Origin of the sequence: Nocardioides zeicaulis (assembly GCF_042432345.1) — a bacterium.
In the GTDB taxonomy this organism is placed as follows: domain Bacteria; phylum Actinomycetota; class Actinomycetes; order Propionibacteriales; family Nocardioidaceae; genus Nocardioides; species Nocardioides zeicaulis.
This window is the reverse complement of the sequence record NZ_JBHLXH010000001.1, coordinates 1,035,357-1,052,472: the sequence shown is the minus strand read 5'-3', so window position 1 is coordinate 1,052,472 and position 17,116 is coordinate 1,035,357. Positions and strand designations below refer to the sequence as shown.

At 72.4% G+C, this 17,116-nt stretch carries 19 protein-coding genes; 5 read left to right on the top strand and 14 right to left on the bottom strand.

The genetic code is table 11. The features are described 5' to 3' along the window. Positions 1-50: 50 nt before the first annotated feature. The 4 genes from ACFFJG_RS05250 to ACFFJG_RS05235 are packed head-to-tail and all read right to left on the bottom strand — an operon-like array spanning position 51 to position 4,365. Positions 51-1,313, bottom strand: a complete 1,263-nt coding sequence (locus ACFFJG_RS05250) for an ABC transporter ATP-binding protein (protein ID WP_378517545.1) — start codon at positions 1,311-1,313, stop codon at positions 51-53. A 7-nt stretch (positions 1,314-1,320) separates the two neighbouring features. Continuing rightward, complete coding sequence (locus ACFFJG_RS05245; RefSeq protein WP_378517544.1) at positions 1,321-2,160, bottom strand: carbohydrate ABC transporter permease; 840 nt, start codon at positions 2,158-2,160, stop codon at positions 1,321-1,323. A 1-nt stretch (position 2,161) separates the two neighbouring features. Continuing rightward, on the bottom strand, positions 2,162-3,073 hold the full coding sequence (locus ACFFJG_RS05240; RefSeq protein ID WP_378517543.1) for a carbohydrate ABC transporter permease: 912 nt from the start codon (positions 3,071-3,073) through the stop codon (positions 2,162-2,164). Between the two features lie 23 nt (positions 3,074-3,096). Further along, the gene (locus ACFFJG_RS05235; RefSeq protein ID WP_378517542.1) at positions 3,097-4,365 is read right to left on the bottom strand and encodes an extracellular solute-binding protein; all 1,269 of its coding nucleotides are present in this window, start codon (positions 4,363-4,365) and stop codon (positions 3,097-3,099) included. A gap of 169 nt (positions 4,366-4,534) precedes the next feature. Here ACFFJG_RS05235 and galK point away from each other — a divergent pair, with 169 nt between their 5' ends. Next, on the top strand, positions 4,535-5,629 hold the full coding sequence (galK, locus tag ACFFJG_RS05230) for a galactokinase (protein ID WP_378517541.1): 1,095 nt from the start codon (positions 4,535-4,537) through the stop codon (positions 5,627-5,629). 123 nt (positions 5,630-5,752) lie between these two features. Here galK and ACFFJG_RS05225 read toward each other — a convergent pair whose 3' ends face one another. Continuing rightward, positions 5,753-6,676, bottom strand: coding sequence for an alpha/beta fold hydrolase (locus ACFFJG_RS05225; protein ID WP_378517540.1), 924 nt, complete (start codon positions 6,674-6,676; stop codon positions 5,753-5,755). Positions 6,677-6,767: 91 nt separating this feature from the next. On the opposite strand from ACFFJG_RS05225, the gene ACFFJG_RS05220 reads away from it, so the two are divergent. Further along, complete coding sequence (locus tag ACFFJG_RS05220; RefSeq protein WP_378517539.1) at positions 6,768-7,601, top strand: esterase/lipase family protein; 834 nt, start codon at positions 6,768-6,770, stop codon at positions 7,599-7,601. Here the strand turns inward: ACFFJG_RS05220 and glpX are convergent. Genes glpX through ACFFJG_RS05195 form a run of 5 tightly spaced genes read right to left on the bottom strand, consistent with a single transcriptional unit; the run spans position 7,566 to position 11,526 of the window. Further along, positions 7,566-8,570 carry a class II fructose-bisphosphatase gene (gene glpX, locus ACFFJG_RS05215; RefSeq protein WP_378517538.1) on the bottom strand — a complete coding sequence of 335 codons (1,005 nt, stop codon included), beginning with the start codon at positions 8,568-8,570 and terminating at the stop codon, positions 7,566-7,568. The genes ACFFJG_RS05220 and glpX overlap by 36 nt on opposite strands. A 22-nt stretch (positions 8,571-8,592) precedes the next feature. After that, positions 8,593-9,570 carry a sulfate/molybdate ABC transporter ATP-binding protein gene (locus ACFFJG_RS05210; protein WP_378517537.1) on the bottom strand — a complete coding sequence of 326 codons (978 nt, stop codon included), beginning with the start codon at positions 9,568-9,570 and terminating at the stop codon, positions 8,593-8,595. Beyond that, a complete protein-coding gene (gene modB / locus ACFFJG_RS05205; RefSeq protein WP_378517536.1) occupies positions 9,567-10,358 on the bottom strand; it encodes a molybdate ABC transporter permease subunit in 792 nt (263 codons plus the stop codon). The genes ACFFJG_RS05210 and modB overlap by 4 nt, the downstream gene beginning before the upstream one ends. Next, complete coding sequence (gene modA / locus ACFFJG_RS05200; RefSeq protein WP_378517535.1) at positions 10,355-11,122, bottom strand: molybdate ABC transporter substrate-binding protein; 768 nt, start codon at positions 11,120-11,122, stop codon at positions 10,355-10,357. Before modA ends, modB begins: the two co-directional genes overlap by 4 nt. Beyond that, positions 11,119-11,526 (bottom strand): TOBE domain-containing protein, encoded by a 408-nt coding sequence (locus ACFFJG_RS05195; RefSeq protein ID WP_446686217.1) that lies wholly within the window; start codon positions 11,524-11,526, stop codon positions 11,119-11,121. The genes modA and ACFFJG_RS05195 overlap by 4 nt, the downstream gene beginning before the upstream one ends. 167 nt (positions 11,527-11,693) lie before the next feature. Between ACFFJG_RS05195 and ACFFJG_RS05190 the strand changes: the two genes are divergently transcribed. Further along, on the top strand, positions 11,694-12,233 hold the full coding sequence (locus ACFFJG_RS05190; RefSeq protein WP_378517534.1) for a DUF4245 domain-containing protein: 540 nt from the start codon (positions 11,694-11,696) through the stop codon (positions 12,231-12,233). 27 nt (positions 12,234-12,260) lie between these two features. Here ACFFJG_RS05190 and ACFFJG_RS05185 read toward each other — a convergent pair whose 3' ends face one another. Continuing rightward, the gene (locus ACFFJG_RS05185) at positions 12,261-12,467 is read right to left on the bottom strand and encodes an exodeoxyribonuclease VII small subunit (RefSeq protein WP_378517533.1); all 207 of its coding nucleotides are present in this window, start codon (positions 12,465-12,467) and stop codon (positions 12,261-12,263) included. 1 nt (position 12,468) lies between these two features. Then, on the bottom strand, positions 12,469-13,710 hold the full coding sequence (gene xseA / locus ACFFJG_RS05180; protein ID WP_378517532.1) for an exodeoxyribonuclease VII large subunit: 1,242 nt from the start codon (positions 13,708-13,710) through the stop codon (positions 12,469-12,471). A 46-nt stretch (positions 13,711-13,756) separates the two neighbouring features. On the opposite strand from xseA, the gene ACFFJG_RS05175 reads away from it, so the two are divergent. Both ACFFJG_RS05175 and ACFFJG_RS05170 read left to right on the top strand, forming a co-directional pair. Beyond that, positions 13,757-14,755 carry a 4-hydroxy-3-methylbut-2-enyl diphosphate reductase gene (locus tag ACFFJG_RS05175; RefSeq protein WP_378517531.1) on the top strand — a complete coding sequence of 333 codons (999 nt, stop codon included), beginning with the start codon at positions 13,757-13,759 and terminating at the stop codon, positions 14,753-14,755. A 5-nt stretch (positions 14,756-14,760) separates the two neighbouring features. Further along, complete coding sequence (locus ACFFJG_RS05170; RefSeq protein WP_378517530.1) at positions 14,761-15,384, top strand: L-threonylcarbamoyladenylate synthase; 624 nt, start codon at positions 14,761-14,763, stop codon at positions 15,382-15,384. Between the two features lie 34 nt (positions 15,385-15,418). On the opposite strand, the gene ACFFJG_RS05165 is transcribed toward ACFFJG_RS05170, so the two are convergent. Continuing rightward, positions 15,419-15,853, bottom strand: coding sequence for a DUF6542 domain-containing protein (locus tag ACFFJG_RS05165; RefSeq protein ID WP_378517529.1), 435 nt, complete (start codon positions 15,851-15,853; stop codon positions 15,419-15,421). A gap of 22 nt (positions 15,854-15,875) precedes the next feature. Beyond that, positions 15,876-17,039: a DNA recombination protein RmuC gene (locus ACFFJG_RS05160; protein ID WP_378517528.1), complete on the bottom strand. Its 1,164-nt coding sequence runs from the start codon at positions 17,037-17,039 to the stop codon at positions 15,876-15,878. Positions 17,040-17,116: the final 77 nt, after the last annotated feature.

The window sequence follows — 17,116 nt, the reverse complement described above, 5'->3', positions numbered from 1 at the left end:
TCGTCACGCGCCGACCTGCGGGGCCGGACACCTGGTGCGCAGGTGGGGGGTCAGGCGGTGGTGCCTTCCGTCTGCGCGACCCCGTCCTGCTTCTCGCCCACCTGCTCGGCCTTCGCCATCGCGTCGCCGCCCGGCACGATGCCCGCGCGGTCCGCGTCCATGGTGAGGTTCTCGCCCGTCGCGGGGTCGAAGAGGTGGATCTTGCGGGCGTCGACCCAGATCGTGGCCTGGTCGCCCTCGCTGATGCGGCTCGCGCCGTCGAGCGAGACGACCATCTGGGTGCGCAGCGACTCGCCGTCGAGATCGCGCTCGAGCTCCTGGAGCTGCTTCTCGACCTCGGGTGGCGCCTCGAACGGGATGTAGGCGTAGGCCTCGTTGCCGAGCCACTCGACGACGTCGACCTGGGAGGTGAAGGTCGAGTCGTCGGTCACCTTGTCGCTGTCCACGACGCTGGCGTCCTCGAAGTGCTCGGGCCGGATGCCCGCGATCAGCAGCCCCTTGCCCTGCGCCCGCCGCGCCTTGTCCTCCGGGATCGTCACCGTGCCGAAGGGCAGCTCGACCCGGGTGCCGTCGACCTTCGCGGGCAGGAAGTTCATCGGCGGCGAGCCGATGAAGCCGGCGACGAACAGGTTGGCGGGGTTCTCGTAGAGCTCGCGCGGGGTCGCGTGCTGCTGGAGCACGCCGCGCTTGAGCACCGCAACCCGGTCGCCGAGGGTCATCGCCTCGGTCTGGTCGTGGGTGACGTAGACCGTGGTGATGCCGAGCCGCTTCTGCAGCCGCGAGATCTCCGTGCGCATCTGGCCGCGCAGCTTGGCGTCGAGGTTCGACAGCGGCTCGTCGAAGAGGAACGCCTCGGCGTCGCGCACGATCGCGCGACCCATCGCCACGCGCTGGCGCTGTCCGCCCGAGAGGTTGCCGGGCTTGCGCTCCAGGTGCTCGTCGAGCTCCAGCGTCTTCGACGCCTCGCGCACCTTCTGGTCGATCTCGGACTCGGGCTTGTTGGCCAGGCGCAGGGGGAAGGCGATGTTCTCGTAGACGGTCAGGTGGGGGTAGAGCGCGTAGTTCTGGAACACCATCGACAAGTTGCGCTCGCGCGGGGCGAGGTCGTTGACCCGCTTGCCGCCGATCATCATGTCGCCGCCGCTGATGTCCTCGAGCCCGACGATCATCCGCAGCAGCGTGGACTTCCCGCAGCCCGAGGGTCCGACCAGGATCAGGAACTCGCCGTCCTCCACGTCGATGCTCACGTCGTTGACGGCGGGGAACCCGTCGCCGTACTTCTTGACGATGTTCTTCATCTCGATGCCAGCCATCAGCTGATCACCCCTTCACTGCGCCGGAGGTGAGGCCGGCGACGATCTTGCGCTGGAACAGCAGGACGATGACGATGATCGGAATCGTCGAGACGACGGCTCCGGCGGCCAGCAGCGAGGCGGGCCGGTTGAACGGGTCGGCGCCGACGAAGAACGACAGCGCAGCCGGGATCGGACGCGCGTTCTCCGTCGAGGTCAGCGAGATGCCGAAGACGAAGTCGTTCCAGGCGAAGAAGAACGTCAGGATCGCCGCGGTGAACACCCCAGGTGCCGCCAGCGGCACGATGACCTTCCGGAACGCCTGCCACGACGTCGCGCCGTCGACCTGGGCCGCCTGCTCCATCTCCCACGGGATCTCGCGGAAGAACGCCGACAGGGTCCAGATCGCCAGCGGGAGCGTGAACGACATGTAGGGGATGATCAGGCCCGGCCAGGTGTCGTAGATGCCGAAGGTGCGCCACATGTCGAACAGCGGGCCGACCAGGGAGACCACCGGGAACATCGCGATCACCAGCGCGAGGGTCAGCACGAACTTCTTGCCCGCGAACTCCAGCCGGGCGATGGCGTACGCCGCGAGCGTGGCGATGATGACCGACAGCGCGGTCGCGATCAAGGAGATGCCGATCGAGTTGAAGATCGCCCGTCGGAACTGCTCGTCGGCGAGCACGTCGGAGTAGTTCTGCCAGCCCGCGCCGCCGCCGTCGGAGGGCAGGAACCCCGGGCTGCCGTTGGTGATGGCGTCCTGGCTCTTGAAGGACAGCGAGATGATCCACGCCACCGGGAGCAGGCACCACAGGAGGATGAGGACTGCGCCGACCACGACGCCGATCTTGTTGCGGGTGCTCATCTCATCCCTCCTGCCGCGCGGCGGCCAGGTCGACGCGGAAGATCTTCACGATCAGGAACGCGATCAGCAGCACCGAGAGGAACAGCAGCACCGACAGGGCGGAGCCGATGCCGAGCTGGAACTGCTCGATCACCTGCCGGTAGGTCAGGAAGCTGACGGACTCGGTGCTGTTGGCGCCGGCGGTCATCACGAAGATGTTGTCGAAGATGCGGTAGGCGTCGAGGGCGCGGAAGAGGACCGCGACCATGATCGCCGAGCGCATGTTGGGCAGGATCACCTTCCAGAGCCGCTGCCACCAGGTGGCGCCGTCGACCTTGGCGGCCTCGAGCATGTCCTCGGAGACCTGGGCGAGGCCGGCGAGGAGCAGCAGCGACATGAAGGGCGTGGTCTTCCAGATCTCGGAGACCATGATCGCCACGATGCTGCTGCCGTACTGGCCGAACCAGTTGAAGTCGTCACCGATGAACGGCAGCCACCCGTTGACGAAGCCGTTGTTGTTGCTGAACGCGAACTGCCACGCGAAGCCCGAGACCACCGTGATGATGCCGTAGGGGATGAGGATCGAGGTGCGGATCACCCCGCGGGCGAAGATCACCCGGTGCATCACCATCGCGAAGACGAACCCGATGACGAGCTCGACCGCGACGGTGACGACCATGATCAGCACCGTGTTGGCGGTGTCGCGCCAGAACAGGCTGTCGGTCAGCGCGGTCGCGTAGTTGGAGAGCCCGATGAACTCGCGCTCGTCCGGCGCGGTCAGGCTGTAGTTGAAGAGGCTGAGGTAGAGCGCGCGCAGCATCGGGAACGCGGTCACCAGCAGCATCAGGAAGATGGCGGGAGCCACCAGCTTGAGGCCGAGGCTGTTCTCGGCCCGCGCGCGGTCGCTGGTCTCGGCCTTGCGGGTCCGCTTCACGTTCGGGGCGATCGTCGCGCCTGTCACAGCAACCTCTTTCCGGCCAGGACGTCGGCGAGGTAGTCGGCCGACCTCTGCGGTGTCGAGTCGGGGTCGACCGACGTGGGCGAGTGCCAGACCGCCTGCACAGCGGCCGAGATCTGGCTGTAGAACGGGCTCTTGGGCCGTGGCCCGCCCTCGTCGACGCTGGTGCGGTAGAGATCCAGGAGGTCCTCGGGGAAGTCACCGGTGGCGGCGACCTTCTCGTAGGCCGAGCTCGTCGACGGCATCAGCCCGTCGTTGACGGCCAGGTCGACCTGGGCCTCGGTCGAGGTGATGCACTGCGCGGCCTCCATGGCCCAGTCGGGGTGCTCGGAGTACGCGCCCACCCCGATGTCGATGCCGCCGATCGGTGGCTTGGACTCCTCGCCCTCGACCGTCTGGGGGTAGCGGGCCCACCCGAGGTCCTCGAGCTCCTGCTCGTCCGCCGGGCCGCCGGGCTTGCCGACGAGGCCCTTGTAGTTGGCGTAGACGAAGGTCCAGTTGACCATGAACTCGCCGGGGCCCTCGTCGGGGAACATCTGGCCCAGGCTGGTGCCCTCGTTGGAGACGGTGAGGTCGGGCTGCCGCGCGGCGCTGTCGGCGAGCTTCTTGATCACCGCCGCCGCATCGCGCCCGGCGTCGCTGTCGAGGTCGACCTTCGCCTCGCGGCCGGCCTCGGTGTCGCTGACGATGTCGCCGCCCGCACCCTGCATGAGGGCGTTGATCCACACGACGTACGCCTCGTACTTGTTGGCCTGGACGCCGACCGTGCCGCCCTCCTGGTCGGCCGCGTCGATCACCTGGTCCCAGGTCACCGGCTTGCTCATGTCGAGCCCGGCCGCCTCGGCGAGCGACTTGCGGTACCAGAGGACCTGGGTGTTGGCCCAGAGCGGGACCGCGTAGACGCCGTCGTCCCACGTCACCGTGTCGGCGGCACCCTCGAGGTAGTCGCCCCCGTCGGTGATCTTCGAGGCGAGGTCGTCGGGGACCTTCTCCAGCCAACCCGCGTTGGCGAACTCGGCGACGAAGACGGGGTCGAGGTTCATCAGGTCGGTCGAGGAGTCCTCCGCGGCGAGGCGGCGGGCGAGCTGGGTGCGCTGGTCGGTGGCGCTCGAGGGGAGCTGCTGCACCGCGATGTCGTAGTCGCCGGTGCTGCACTTCTCGGCGTAGGTGCGGAAGGTGTCGACCCCGTCGGGGTTGACGTACCAGTTGAGGGTCGGCGTGCCGCCGTCGCCACCGCAGGCGCTCAACAGGCTCCCGGCGAGCGTCATCGCAGCGAGCGAACCGGCGACCCGTCTGCCGCGTGGTCGGCCTCGTCGTGGGGTCGAAGGTCGTGCTGGCATGCGCCCTCCCCGTCGTGGCTGCTGGGTGAACCACTGGTCTATCGGCACCGGATAGGGTTTGTCCACCGCCCCTACGTGTGACAGCGAGGCCCTGATCGTGACGCGTTCCTTCGCGCCCGGACGCATCAACCTGATCGGTGAGCACACCGACTACAACGACGGTTTCGTGCTGCCGATGGCGCTCGTCCACGGCTGCACGGCGAGCGTCGAGGACGCCTCGTCGGGGTGGACGGTGGCCTCGGCCCAGACGTCCGACGACGTGGTGGTGGAGCCGGCGGGGCTCGCGGGGCGCGCCGACGTGCCCGAGTGGGCGACCTACGTGCTGGGCGCGCTGTGGCTGCTCCACGACGACGGGGTCGACGTGCCCGCGCTGCGGATCTCGGTCGACTCCGACGTGCCCACCGGCGCTGGGCTTTCGTCCTCGGCGGCGCTCGTGTGCTCGGTGGTCTCCGCCCTCGACGCCCACCTCGGCCTGGGCCTCGACGCCGCGGGCCTGCTCGAGCTGAGCCGCCGCGTCGAGAACGACGCCGTCGGCGCCCCGACCGGGGGCATGGACCAGCTGGTGAGCCTGCGCGGCGAGGCCGGTCACGCGCTGTTCTGCGACATGCGCGACCTGACCTCGCAGCCCGTGCCGTTCGACCCCTCCGTCGCCGGGCTCACCCTCCTCGTGGTCGACACCCGCGCGCCCCACCGCCTCGTCGACGGCGAGTACGCCGCCCGGCGCAGGGGTTGCGAGGAGGCGGCCCGCCTGCTCGGGGTCGACGCCCTGCGCGACGTCACTGCTGACGACCTCGACACCGCGCTGGCGCGCCTCGACGACGAGGAGCTGCAGCGCTACACGCGTCACGTGGTGACCGAGGACGCCCGTGTCCTGGCCGCGGTGGAGGTGCTGCGCGCCGGCCGGCTGGCCGAGCTGGGACCGCTCTTCACCGCCTCCCACGCCTCGATGCGCGACGACTTCCGGATCACGGTCCCGGAGGTCGACGCGGCGGTGGAGTCCCTGCTCGCCGCGGGCGCGGTCGGCGCCCGGATGACCGGGGGCGGGTTCGGCGGGTGCGTCATCGCGCTGGTGCCTGCCGACGCGGTGGACGCCGCGGGTGAGGCCGTACGGGCCGCCTTCGCCGACGCCGGCTTCGGCGAGCCGGCGGTCTTCACCGCCACCGCGGAGGCCGGAGCCCGGCTGCTCGACTGACCCGGCCCACCGCGCCCGGTCGGCCGTCCGGAGGATCGCCGGGTCGAGGGTGGCGGCGTACGACATCGTGCGGGCGGGTCGGGGTGTCGTCTCCCGCCAGGGTGGCGGGTGCCGCGTCCGGCCTCAGCCCTTGGCGGCCGTGCGGGCGATCGCCTCGACGAAGGTCGGGAACAGCTCGGGCGGGAGGTCGTGGCCCATACCGTCGACGAGCAGCAGCTCGGCGCCGGGGATCGCGGCCGCGGTGGAGCGACCGCCGCTGACGTGGACCATCTTGTCGGCGAGGCCGTGGACCACAAGGGCCGGCACGCGCAGGCTGCGCAGCCGGTGCGTGCGATCGGGCTGGGTGAGGATCGCGAGCATCTGCCGCACGACGCCGCTCGCGCTCACCCCGCGGTCGAAGGTGTCACCCGCGCGGGTGCGCAGCGCCTCGGGGTCGGACGGGAAGCCTGCCGATCCGATCAGCGACCACATCGCCACGCTGCTCTCGACGTAGGCCTCGCGGCCGGCCTTGCGAGGCGCGATGAGGCGGGGGAGGAGCGACGGGTGCTGCCAGCCGACGCTGCGCCGGCCGGTCGTGGAGCTGATGCTCGTGAGCGAGCGGACCCGCGTCGGGTGCTCCACCGCCACGGTCTGGGCGATCATCCCGCCCATCGAGACCCCCACGACGTGGGCGGAGTCGATCCCGAGGTGGTCGAGCAGCGCCACGGCGTCGCCGGCGAGGTCGGCCATCGAGTAGGGCGTGCGCACCTTCTGCCCGGCGAAGGCCCGCAGCAGCTGGGTGCGGCCCACGCGGGCGCGGACCCGGGTGGAGCGTCCGGTGTCGCGGTTGTCGTAGCGCACGACGTGGAAGCCGGCCTCGGCGAGCTGCTCGCAGAGCGCCTGGTCCCACCACGTCATCGGCCCGCTCAGGCCCATCACGAGCAGGAGCGGCTCGTCGTCGGGATCCCCGAACGTCTGGTAGCAGAGCTCGACGTCGTGGCCGACGGGGGCCAGCAGCTCGTCGGAGGCGACCGATGCTCCGGTGGTCGTGCGGCGCGCGGGGGACATGACCCCAGTGAACACGACCGTTCTCCCCAGGAGTACGAAAAGTGGCGCACGTCCCGCGCCCGGGGCGGGACCTGCGCTACGTTCAGCGACTGTGACCCCGCGCACAGTGGCGCCGTTCCTCACCCCGGAGGGTTTCGCCCAGCCGGCGGTGGGTGCGGTCCTGCGCGAGGGGTCGGTGCTGCTGGAGGGCGGCCGGTACGCCGTGCACGCCCTCTCCTCGCGCGGCGCCCGTCGGCGGGTGCCGCTGGGCTCGCGTCCCGCGCGGGTCGCGGACCCGGTGCTGCTGGTGCCCGGGTTCCTCGCCGGCGACTCCTCCCTGCAGCCGATGAGCCGGGCCCTGCGCCACCAGGGCTTCCGGACCTACCGCGCCGACATCCGCGCCAACGTGGGCTGCACGCTCGCGGCGGCGGCGCAGCTGGAGGAGCGGCTCGAGGAGATCGCGCAGCGGCGCGGCACCCGGGTGCGCGTCGTCGGGCACAGCCTCGGCGGCATGCTGGCGCGCGGCGTCGCGGCCCGGCGCCCCGACCTGGTCGCGGGCATCGTCACGATGGGCAGCCCGGTGCTCGCTCCCGGCGCCCACCACGTCTCCCTGGCGCGGAGCGTCGACCTGCTGGTACGGCTCAACCGCGCCGGGATGCGGGGACTGATGGCCGCCGACTGCGTGGCGGGCAGGTGTGCGCAGGAGAGCTTCGACCAGGCGCGCGCCGCGCTCCCGGACGGCATCGACTTCACCGCGATCTACTCGCGGCGCGACGGCATCGTCGACTGGCGGGCGTGCGTCGACCCGCTCGCGCGGGCCGTCGAGGTGCGCTGCTCCCACGTCGGGATGGCGTTCGACCCCGCCGTGATCGCCCTGGTCGCGGCCGCGCTGAGCCCGGCCGCGCGCGGCTCAGTTGTCGAAGTCGATCGGGGAGAGACTGCGTAGCTTCGAGAGCCGGTGCTCGGCGGTGATCGAGCGGACGGTGCCGCTGCGCGAGCGCATCACCAGCGAGTGGGTGGTGACGCCCTCACCGCGGTAGCGCACGCCGCGCATCAGCTCGCCGTCGGTGATGCCGGTGGCCACGAAGAAGGCGTCGTCGCCGGTCACCAGGTCGTCGGTCTCGAGGACGAAGTCGGCGTCGAGGTCGTGCCCGGCGTCGAGCGCGCGCTGCCGCTCGTCGTCGTCCTGCGGCCACAGCCTGCCCTGGATCTTGCCGCCCAGGCACTTCATCGCGCAGGCCGCGATGATGCCCTCCGGCGTGCCGCCGACGCCCAGCATCAGGTCGATGCCGGTGTCGGGGCGGGCCGCCATGATCGCGCCGGCGACGTCGCCGTCGGTGATGTACTTGATGCGCGCGCCGGTCTCGCGGATGTCCTCCACCAGCTTGGCGTGGCGGGGCCGGTCGAGGAGCACGACGCTGACGTCGTGGACCGAGATGCCCTTGGCCTTCGCCACGCGGGCGATGTTCTCCCTGACGGGCAGGCGGATGTCGACGTGGTCGGCGGCCTCCGGGCCGGTGACCAGCTTGTCCATGTAGAAGACGGCGCTCGGGTCGTACATCGTGCCGCGCGGGGAGACCGCCAGCACGGCGATGGCGTTGTTCATGCCCTTGGCGGTGAGGGTGGTGCCGTCGATCGGGTCGACCGCCACGTCGCACTCGGGGCCGGTGCCGTCGCCGACCTCCTCGCCGTTGAAGAGCATCGGCGCGTTGTCCTTCTCGCCCTCGCCGATCACGACGGTCCCGCGCATCCCGATGGTGGAGATCATCGACCGCATCGCCTCGACGGCGACCCCGTCGGCGTCGTTCTTGTCGCCGCGACCGACCCAGCGGCCCGCGGCCATGGCGGCCGCCTCGGTGACCCGCACCAGCTCGAGGGCGAGGTTGCGGTCGGGCTTGGCGGCGCTGGGGCTCATGGCGCGCATGGTATCGGCAGCGTCAGCGGGCGGCGTACCGGCTCACGGCCGTCGCCTTCGCCGACAGCCAGACCTCGCGGCCGGGCGCCAGCCCGAGCTCGGTGGCCGCCGCGGGCGTGACGTCGGCCAGGAGGTCGGGGGTGGCGTGCACGAGCAGGCGCACGGCGTCGCCGTGCGGCGCGACGGTCGCGACCTGGCCGCGCCAGCGCAGCCGGGACGACCCCTCCGGCTCGGCGAGCGAGACCACCACCGCGTCGGGGGTGAACGCGATGAGCTGGTCGCCGTCGTCGACGAGGTTGAGGCCGACGAGGCGCGCCACGTGGGGCGTGCGCGGCTCGGCGGCGACCTCTGCGGGTGCCCCGCTCTGCGCCACCCGGCCCCCGTCGAGGACCAGCACGCGGTCGGCCAGGGTCAGCGCGTCGATGGCGTCGTGCGTGACGAGCAGGGCGATGCCGGCGAAGTCGCGCAGGTGCCGGCCGAGCTCGATGCGCAGCGCCATCTGCACCGACACGTCGAGGCCCGTGAAGGGTTCGTCGAGCAGCAGCACGTCGGGGTCGGTGGCCAGGGCGCGGGCGATCGCGACGCGCTGGGCCTGGCCCCCGGAGAGCTCGCGCGGTCTCCGCGCGGCGAGGTCGCCGACCCCGAAGCGGTCGAGCCACGCGCGGGCCACCGACTCCGCGGCTGCGCGCGGGGTGCCGCGCGAGCGCAGGCCGAAGGCGACGTTGTCGAGCGCGCTGAGGTGGGGGAAGAGCAGCTGGCCCTGGAAGACCAGGCCGACGCGCCTCTCGCGCACGGGAAGGCCGAGCAGGTCGGTCCCGGCGAGGAGGGCGGTTCCCTCGACGTCGACCAGCCCGGCGAGGGCGTGCAGCAGGGTGCTCTTGCCGGCGCCGTTGGGACCGATCACGGCCAGCACCTCGCCGGGGGCCGCGGTGAACGCCGCCTCGACCCGTCCGGGCACCCGCAGGTCGGCGACCAGCCGCCGTGCCGGCTCCCCGCTCACGGCGTCCCCAGCCAGTGATCGCGCAGCGCGACCAGGACGCCGATCGAGACGACGAGCATCACCAGGCTCAGCGACAGCGCAGCGTCCTGGTCGGACTGGCGGGTGACGTAGATCAGCGTCGGCATGGTCTGCGTGGTGCCGGGGTAGTTGCCGTTGAAGGTGATCGTCGCGCCGAACTCGCCCAGGGAGCGCGCCCAGCCGAGCACCGTGCCGGCGACGACGCCGGGCAGGGCCAGCGGGACGGTGACCCGGCGGAAGGTGGTCCACCGGGTGGCGCCGAGCGTGGCGGCAGCGGCGTCGTACCTCGGGTCCGCGGAGCGCAGCGCGCCCTCGATCGCGATCACGACGAACGGCATCGACACGAAGACGTGGGCGAGCACGACGCCCCACGTGGTGAAGGGGAAGGAGAAGCCGGTCCACTCCAGCAGCGGCTCGCCCACCACGCCCGTGCGGCCGAAGGCGGCACGCAGCGCGACGCCCGCCACCACCGGGGGGAGCACCAGCGGGACCGTCACCAGCGCGCGCAGCGCCCCGCGGCCGCGGAAGTCGACCCGCGCCAGCAGCCACGCGAGCGGGAGGCCGAGGAGCAGGCAGACGAGGATCGCCGCGGTCGAGGTGACGAGGGAGAGCCGCAGGGCGTCGAGCGCGGCGGTCGAGGTCAGGTCGCCCGGCAGGTCCGACCAGCTCGTGGCCGCGACCATGGCGACCAGCGGCACCAGCAGGAGCAGGGTGGCGAGGGCCGCCGGGACGACGAGGAGTGCCGGCGGCCGGCCGAGGCGGTCGGTCACGGCTGGCCGAAGCCGGCGTCGCGCAGGATCGCCCGGCCCTGCTCGGAGGTGATCCACGCGACCCAGTCGGCGGCGAGGTCGCCGTCGCCCGACTGGTCGAGGGTGGCGGCGTAGTAGGAGGTGAGCTCGGCGTCGGCGCCGGGGATCTCGATCGCGTCGACGTCGTCGGAGGCGGCGACCGCGTCGGTGGCGTAGACCAGGCCGGCGTCGGCCTCGCCGGAGACGACCTTGTCGAGCGTGGCGCGGACGTCCTCCTCGAGGCTCGCGGGCTCGGCGGTGATGCCGTTGTCGTCGAGCACGGCGAGGGCGACCTTGCCGCACGGGACCTCGTCGGCGCAGCGCACCCACGTGGTGCCGTCGAGGTCGTCGAGGCTCTCGATGCCGGCCGGGTTGCCCTTCGGCACGACGATGGTGAGGACGTTGGTCGCGAACGTCTGCACGTCGCCGGTCACGCCCGCGTCCTCGGCGAGGCCCATCGAGGCCTCGTCGGCGGTGGCGAGGACGTCGCCGGGGGCGCCGTCGGCCACCTGCTCGGCCAGGTCGGTGCTCGAGCCGAAGGAGAAGGTGACGTCGGCGTCGTGCTCGGCCTCGAACGGCGTCGCGAGCTGGTCGAAGACGTCGGTCAGCGACGCCGCCGCGAGGACGGTCAGCTTCCCGCTGCCGGCGCCACCGCCGTCCGCGGCGCTGTCGGCCGCGTCGTCGTTGCCGCAGGCGGCGAGCGGGAGGAGCAGGGCGAGGGACAGGGCGGCGAGGGTGTGCTTCACCGGGGGACCTCCACGACGACGTTGGTGGACTTGACGCTGGCGATGGCGCGCACGCCCGGCTCGAGGCTGAGCTCGTCCGCGGCGTCGCTGCTCATCAGGGACACGACCCGGTAGGGGCCGCAGATCATCTCCACCTGGGCCATCACGGCGTCGCGCTTGACCCGCGTGACGATGCCGCTCATCCGGTTGCGGGCGCTGACGGCGTTGGCGTGGGTCCGGTCGCGCTCGGCGAGCTCGCCGGAGGTGACGAGCTGCTCGGCGAGCTCGGCGAGGTCGGTGCCCGCGACCGTGGTGCGGCCCTCGCTCCGCTGGGACGGCAGCCGCCCGGCCTCGACCCAGCGTCGTACGGTGTCGTCGCTGACCGCCAGGATCTCAGCGGCCTCCGCGACTCGGTAGGTGATCACGGTCGGAGTATGCCGCACCTGCGGCGACATGTGAGTGTCTCGACCCGCACCTGCGGGTGTCGGCCTACGTCCCCCCTTCCTGGTAGTCCGTATCAAATGGGTCGTGGGACGGCCCCGACCGCAGCCCGATTGATACGGACTACCGGGGGGTGGGGAGAATGAGGCGCGTGAGTGAGCAGCCCAGCCGGTACACGCGCTCGTTCAGCGGCATGGGCGGCGCGTTGCTCGTGACCGTGCTCTTCGTGCTCGCCTTCGTGACGTGGCGGGGGATCTTCCGCGAGGAGAACGACGAGACCACCACGCCCGTCGACTGGCAGGCGAGCGTGCAGCTCGCCGAGCAGGCCGACTTCGCGGTCGTGCACCCGCGCGAGCTGCCCGCCGGGTGGACGGCGACGAGCGTCGACCTCGCGGCCGGCGACGACCCGTCGTGGGGGATGGGCGTGCTGACCGCCGACGGGAAGTTCATCGGCATCCGCCAGGAGGACTCCGCCTCGGTGGACGACCTCGTCGAGACCTACGTCGACGAGGACGCCGAGCAGGGCGAGGACGCGACCATCGCCTCGGACGTCACCGACACCTGGCAGACCTGGTCGGACGACGGCGGCGACCACGGCTACTCGACCGAGGTCGACGACCAGGCGCTGCTGGTCTTCGGGTCGGCGCCGGTCGCGGACCTCGAGACCTACGTCGGGCTGCTCACGGGCTGACCCGGCCCCGGGCGGTGGGTGAGCCGGTCAGCCGTCGGCCTCGGCGCCCATCGCCTCGTCGAGGCGGCGCCGCGCACCGTCGAGCCAGTCCTGGCAGATCCTGGCCAGCGCCTCGCCACGCTCCCAGAGCGCGAGCGACTCCTCGAGGGTGGTGCCCCCGGCCTCGAGGGTGCGGACCACCTCGACGAGCTCCTCGCGCGCGTCCTCGTAGCTCGGGGTCTGCGTCTCGCTCATCTCATGGCTCCTCGACGTCGTGCGGCTCGATGCTGCTGGTGGTGGCGTGGATGCGACCGTCGGCGACCCGCACCGAGACCGCGGCCCCGACGGACGCCTGGTCCACCGAGGTCACGACGCGGCCGTCGGCGTCCTGGAGGACGGCGTACCCGCGTTGCAGGGTGGCAAGGGGGGAGAGCGCCTGCGCGCGGGCGCGCTGGTGGCCGATGTCGTCGGCGGCGCGGTCGAGGCGGTGCGCCAGCGTGCGCCGGGCGCGGGCGAGCAGCTCGTCGAGCTCGCCCGAACGGGCCGTGAGCAGGTTGCGCGGGTCGGCCATCGCCGGGCGCGAGCGGAGCTGGACCAGCCACTCCTGCTCGCGGGCGATGCGCTGGGTCATCACCTGGCGCAGCCGGTCGCGCGCCCACGTCACGCCGTTGACCTCCTCGGCCATGTCGGGCACGACGAGCTTGGCGGCGTCGGTGGGCGTCGAGGCGCGCACGTCGGCGACGAGGTCGAGCAGCGGCTGGTCGGGCTCATGACCGATCGCGGAGACCACCGGGGTGCGCAGGCCGTGGACCGCGCGCACGAGCGCCTCGTCGGAGAACGGCAGCAGGTCCTCGATCGAGCCGCCGCCGCGGGCCACGACGATGACGTCGACGTCGGGGTGGCGCTCGAGCCGCTCCAGCGCCTCGACGACCTCGGGGACGGAGCGCTGCCCCTGCATGGCGGCGTAGGCCACCTCGAACTGCACCGCGGGCCAGCGGCGACGGGCGTTGTCGAGAACGTCGCGCTCGGCGGCGCTGTTGGGCGCGGTGACCAGGCCGACGCGGGTGGGCAGGAACGGCAGGTCGCGCTTGAGCTCGGGCGCGAAGAGGCCCTCGGCTGCGAGCAGCTGTCGGCGTCGCTCGAGACGGGCGAGCAGCTCGCCGAGGCCGATCATGCGGATCTCGCGCGCGGCGAGGGAGAACGAGCCGCGGTTGGCGTAGAAGGTGGGGCGCGCGTGCACCACCACGCTCGCGCCCTCGACGAGCGGCGGGTTCATCGAGTCGAAGAGGGTGCGAGAGCAGGTCAGCGTCACCGAGATGTCGGCGACGGTGTCGCGCAGCGTCATGAACACCGTCTGCATGCCAGGGCGCCGGGTGACCTGGGCGACCTGCCCCTCCACCCAGACGCCGCCGAGCCGGTCGATCCACTGCGCGACGGCGTTGGCGACGGCCCGCACCGGGGCCGGCGACTCGGCCGTGGCGTCGCGGAGGGTGGGCACGCGGCGAGGATAGGGGAGGGCGCCGACACCCCCGTAGACTCGACCCATGAGCACCGACCTCGGCCTCCCCCCGGTCCTCGACCCCGAGACGGCCAAGAACGTCCTGCTGGCGGCCCCCCGGGGCTACTGCGCCGGTGTCGACCGGGCCGTGATCACGGTGGAGAAGGCGCTCGACCTCTACGGCTCGCCGGTCTACGTCCGCAAGCAGATCGTGCACAACAAGCACGTCGTGGCCAACCTCGAGTCGCGCGGCGCCATCTTCGTCGAGGAGCTCGACGAGGTGCCCGAGGGCCAGACCGTCGTCTTCTCGGCCCACGGCGTGTCGCCGGCGGTGCACGCGCAGGCGGCGGAGCGCGGCCTGAAGACCATCGACGCCACCTGCCCGCTGGTGACCAAGGTGCACCACGAGGCCCGGCGCTTCGCGAGCGACGACTACGACATCCTGCTGATCGGCCACGCCGGGCACGAGGAGGTCGAGGGCACCGCCGGTGAGGCCCCCGAGCACATCCAGCTCGTCGAGAGCCCGGCCGACGTGGCCGGCATCGAGGTGCGCGACCCCGCCCGGGTCGCGTGGCTCTCGCAGACCACGCTGAGCGTCGACGAGACGCTGGAGACCGTCGCGGCGATCCGCGAGCGCTTCCCGCTGCTGCTCGACCCGCCGAGCGACGACATCTGCTACGCCACCCAGAACCGCCAGCTCGCCATCAAGGAGATCTCCTCCGACGCCGACCTGGTGATCGTGGTGGGCTCGCGCAACTCCTCGAACTCGGTGCGACTGGTCGAGGTGGCCCTCGAGTCCGGTGCCCAGGCGTCCTACCTCGTCGACGACCACACCGAGATCGACGAGGCGTGGCTCGAGGGCGTGAGCACGGTGTCGGTCACCTCCGGCGCCTCGGTGCCGGAGGACCTCGTCGAGGGCGTGCTGGCGTTCCTGTCCGAGCGCGGCTTCCCCGACGCCCGCGCGGTCCATTCCGCCGAGGAGTCGCTGATCTTCGCGCTCCCGCCGGAGCTGCGCCGCGACCTGCGCGCCGCCCAGAAGGCCTGAGCGACGTGGCGCGCTACCTCGACATCCACCCCGACAACCCGCAGCCGCGGCTGGTCACGCAGGTCGTGGAGGCGCTCCGCGACGACCAGCTCATCGCCTACCCCACCGACTCGGGCTACGCGCTCGGCGCCCAGCTCGGCAACCGCGAGGGTCGCGACCGCATCCTGCGGATCCGTGAGCTCGACGACCGGCACCACTTCACCCTGATGTGCCGCGACTTCTCCCAGCTCGGGCAGTTCGTGCACGTCGACAACTCCGCGTTCCGCGCCATCAAGGCCGCCACCCCGGGGCCGTACACCTTCATCCTCCCGGCGACCGGCGAGGTCCCGAAGCGGCTGATGCACCCGAAGAAGCGCACGGTCGGGGTCCGGATCCCCGACCACGTGCTGGTGTGCGCGCTGCTCGAGGAGCTCGGCGAGCCGATCCTCACCAGCACGCTGATCCTCCCCGGCGAGACCGAGGCCCGCACCATGGGCTGGGAGATCAAGGAGGACCTCGACCACGTCGTCGACATCGTCATCGAGTCGGGCGAGGTGACCGCCGAGCCGACCTCGGTGATCGACTGGTCGGAGGCCGAGCCCGTGGTCGTACGCCACGGGGCGGGCGACGTCTCGCGCTTCGAGGTCTGACACCCTCGTCAGTGCACGGAGGGGCGCGCCTCGGTCAGGAGGGCTGGCCGAGCTCGCGGCTCAGCTCGGCCACGAGGTCGCCGCCGCGGTGCAGGCGCCAGGCGAGCCAGGCCAGGCAGAGGCCGTAGCCCGCGCCCAGCGCGACGCCGTGGGTGGCGACGCCGGAGACGACGGCCTGGAGCGTGCTGTCGTCGCGCGCGCCGACGGTGTCGCGGGCGACGAGGGCGAGGAAGGTGAACACGCCGGTCATCAGCAGCGGGGGCAGCAGGGCGACGAGGAAGAAGTCGCGCCGGCGCACCAGGGCCGCCAGGCCCAGGCACAGGGCCGTGAAGCAGAGGTCGAAGAACAGCGTCAGCTCACCGGCGAGCAGCACGTCGAGGCACACCGCGGTGAGCGTGACCGCGACGCCCAGGACCACGACCTGACGGCCGGGCTCGCGCCCGACCTGCCAGAACGGCTCGCTCGTCACGGGCCTCAACCTAGGACCGCCGTCAGGCGCCCTCGGCGCGGCGCGCCGGAGCGGGTGGCTGGTGTGCCCCGACGTCCTGCTGGTCGAGCAGGTCGTCGAGGGTGGGGTCGCCGGGACGGCCGACGCCGTCGAGCGCGTCGAGCCCGGCCAGCGACCGGGGCACGGTCTCGACCTGCCGGGGCTCGGCGAGGCCCTCCGAGGTGACCCCCAGCTCGGAGAACCGGCGGGCGGAGACGAGGACGCGGCCCTCGAGCGAGCCCATCGCCTGGTTGTAGGCCACGACGCTGGCGTTGAGCGAGCGCCCGACCCGGTCGAGGTGGCCGGCCATCGAGCCGAGCCGGGCGTGCAGCTCCTGGCCGAGCCGCTGGACCTGCTCGGCCTGCGCGTTGAGCACCTCGTGCTGCCAGCCCTGCGCGACGGTGCGGAGCAGCGCGATGAGGGTCGAGGGCGTGGCGAGCACGACGTTGCGCGCGGACGCCTGCTCGACGAGGTCGGGCACCGCCTGCAGCGCGGCCTGCAGGATCGCCTCGCCCGGCAGGAACAGCACCACGAACTCCGGTGTGCTGGGCAGGGCCTCCCAGTAGCGCCGCGAGCCGAGGTCGGCGACGTGCGTGCGGACGTGCTCGCCGAGGCGGGCCAGGGCCCGGTCGTGCTGGTCGGGGTCGTCGCTCGAGGTCAGGTCGAGGAACGCCGCGAGCGGGGCCTTGGCGTCGACCGCGATCGTGCGGCCCCCGGCGAGGGTCACGACGAGGTCGGGCCGCAACCGACCGTCGTCGACGCGGACCTGCTCGGCGAAGTCGCAGTGGTCGACCAGGCCGGCGAGCTCGACCGTGCGCCGCAGGTGGAGCTCGCCCCACTGGCCGCGCACCTGCGGCTTGCGCAGGGCGGTGGCCAGGGTGGCGGTCTCGCGTCGGAGGGTGTCCGTGGACATCCGCATCTCGGTGACCTGCTGGTGGAGCTGGGACTGCCACGCCACCCGGTCGTGGGCGAGGTCGCTGAGCTGGTCCTGGAGGCGGTCGAGGCCGTCGCGCACGACCGCGTGGTCGGCGGCGCGCTGCTGGAGCGCGGCGATCGCGGGGTCGTCGGTGGGACGGCTGCGCGACCACAGGACCCCGATCAGCGCGCCGAGCGCGAGACCGACGGCGAGGACCAGCGCCAGGGTGAGCAGCAGGGGGAAGGTGTCCATGGGCCCAGCATGGACCGGCCCACCGACACCGCCCGCACGTGGCGGGAAGTCGATGCTCGCCGTCGTCCCTGCCGCTC

Coding starts and splice junctions, on each gene's coding strand:
- ACFFJG_RS05250 (WP_378517545.1), bottom strand. CDS start 1,313: ATGGCTGGCATCGAGATGAAGAACATCGTCAAGAAGTACGGCGACGGG.
- ACFFJG_RS05245 (WP_378517544.1), bottom strand. CDS start 2,160: ATGAGCACCCGCAACAAGATCGGCGTCGTGGTCGGCGCAGTCCTCATC.
- ACFFJG_RS05235 (WP_378517542.1), bottom strand. CDS start 4,365: ATGACGCTCGCCGGGAGCCTGTTGAGCGCCTGCGGTGGCGACGGCGGC.
- ACFFJG_RS05225 (WP_378517540.1), bottom strand. CDS start 6,676: ATGTCCCCCGCGCGCCGCACGACCACCGGAGCATCGGTCGCCTCCGAC.
- glpX (WP_378517538.1), bottom strand. CDS start 8,570: ATGAGCCCCAGCGCCGCCAAGCCCGACCGCAACCTCGCCCTCGAGCTG.
- ACFFJG_RS05185 (WP_378517533.1), bottom strand. CDS start 12,467: ATGAGCGAGACGCAGACCCCGAGCTACGAGGACGCGCGCGAGGAGCTC.
- ACFFJG_RS05175 (WP_378517531.1), top strand. CDS start 13,757: ATGAGCACCGACCTCGGCCTCCCCCCGGTCCTCGACCCCGAGACGGCC.
- ACFFJG_RS05160 (WP_378517528.1), bottom strand. CDS start 17,039: ATGGACACCTTCCCCCTGCTGCTCACCCTGGCGCTGGTCCTCGCCGTC.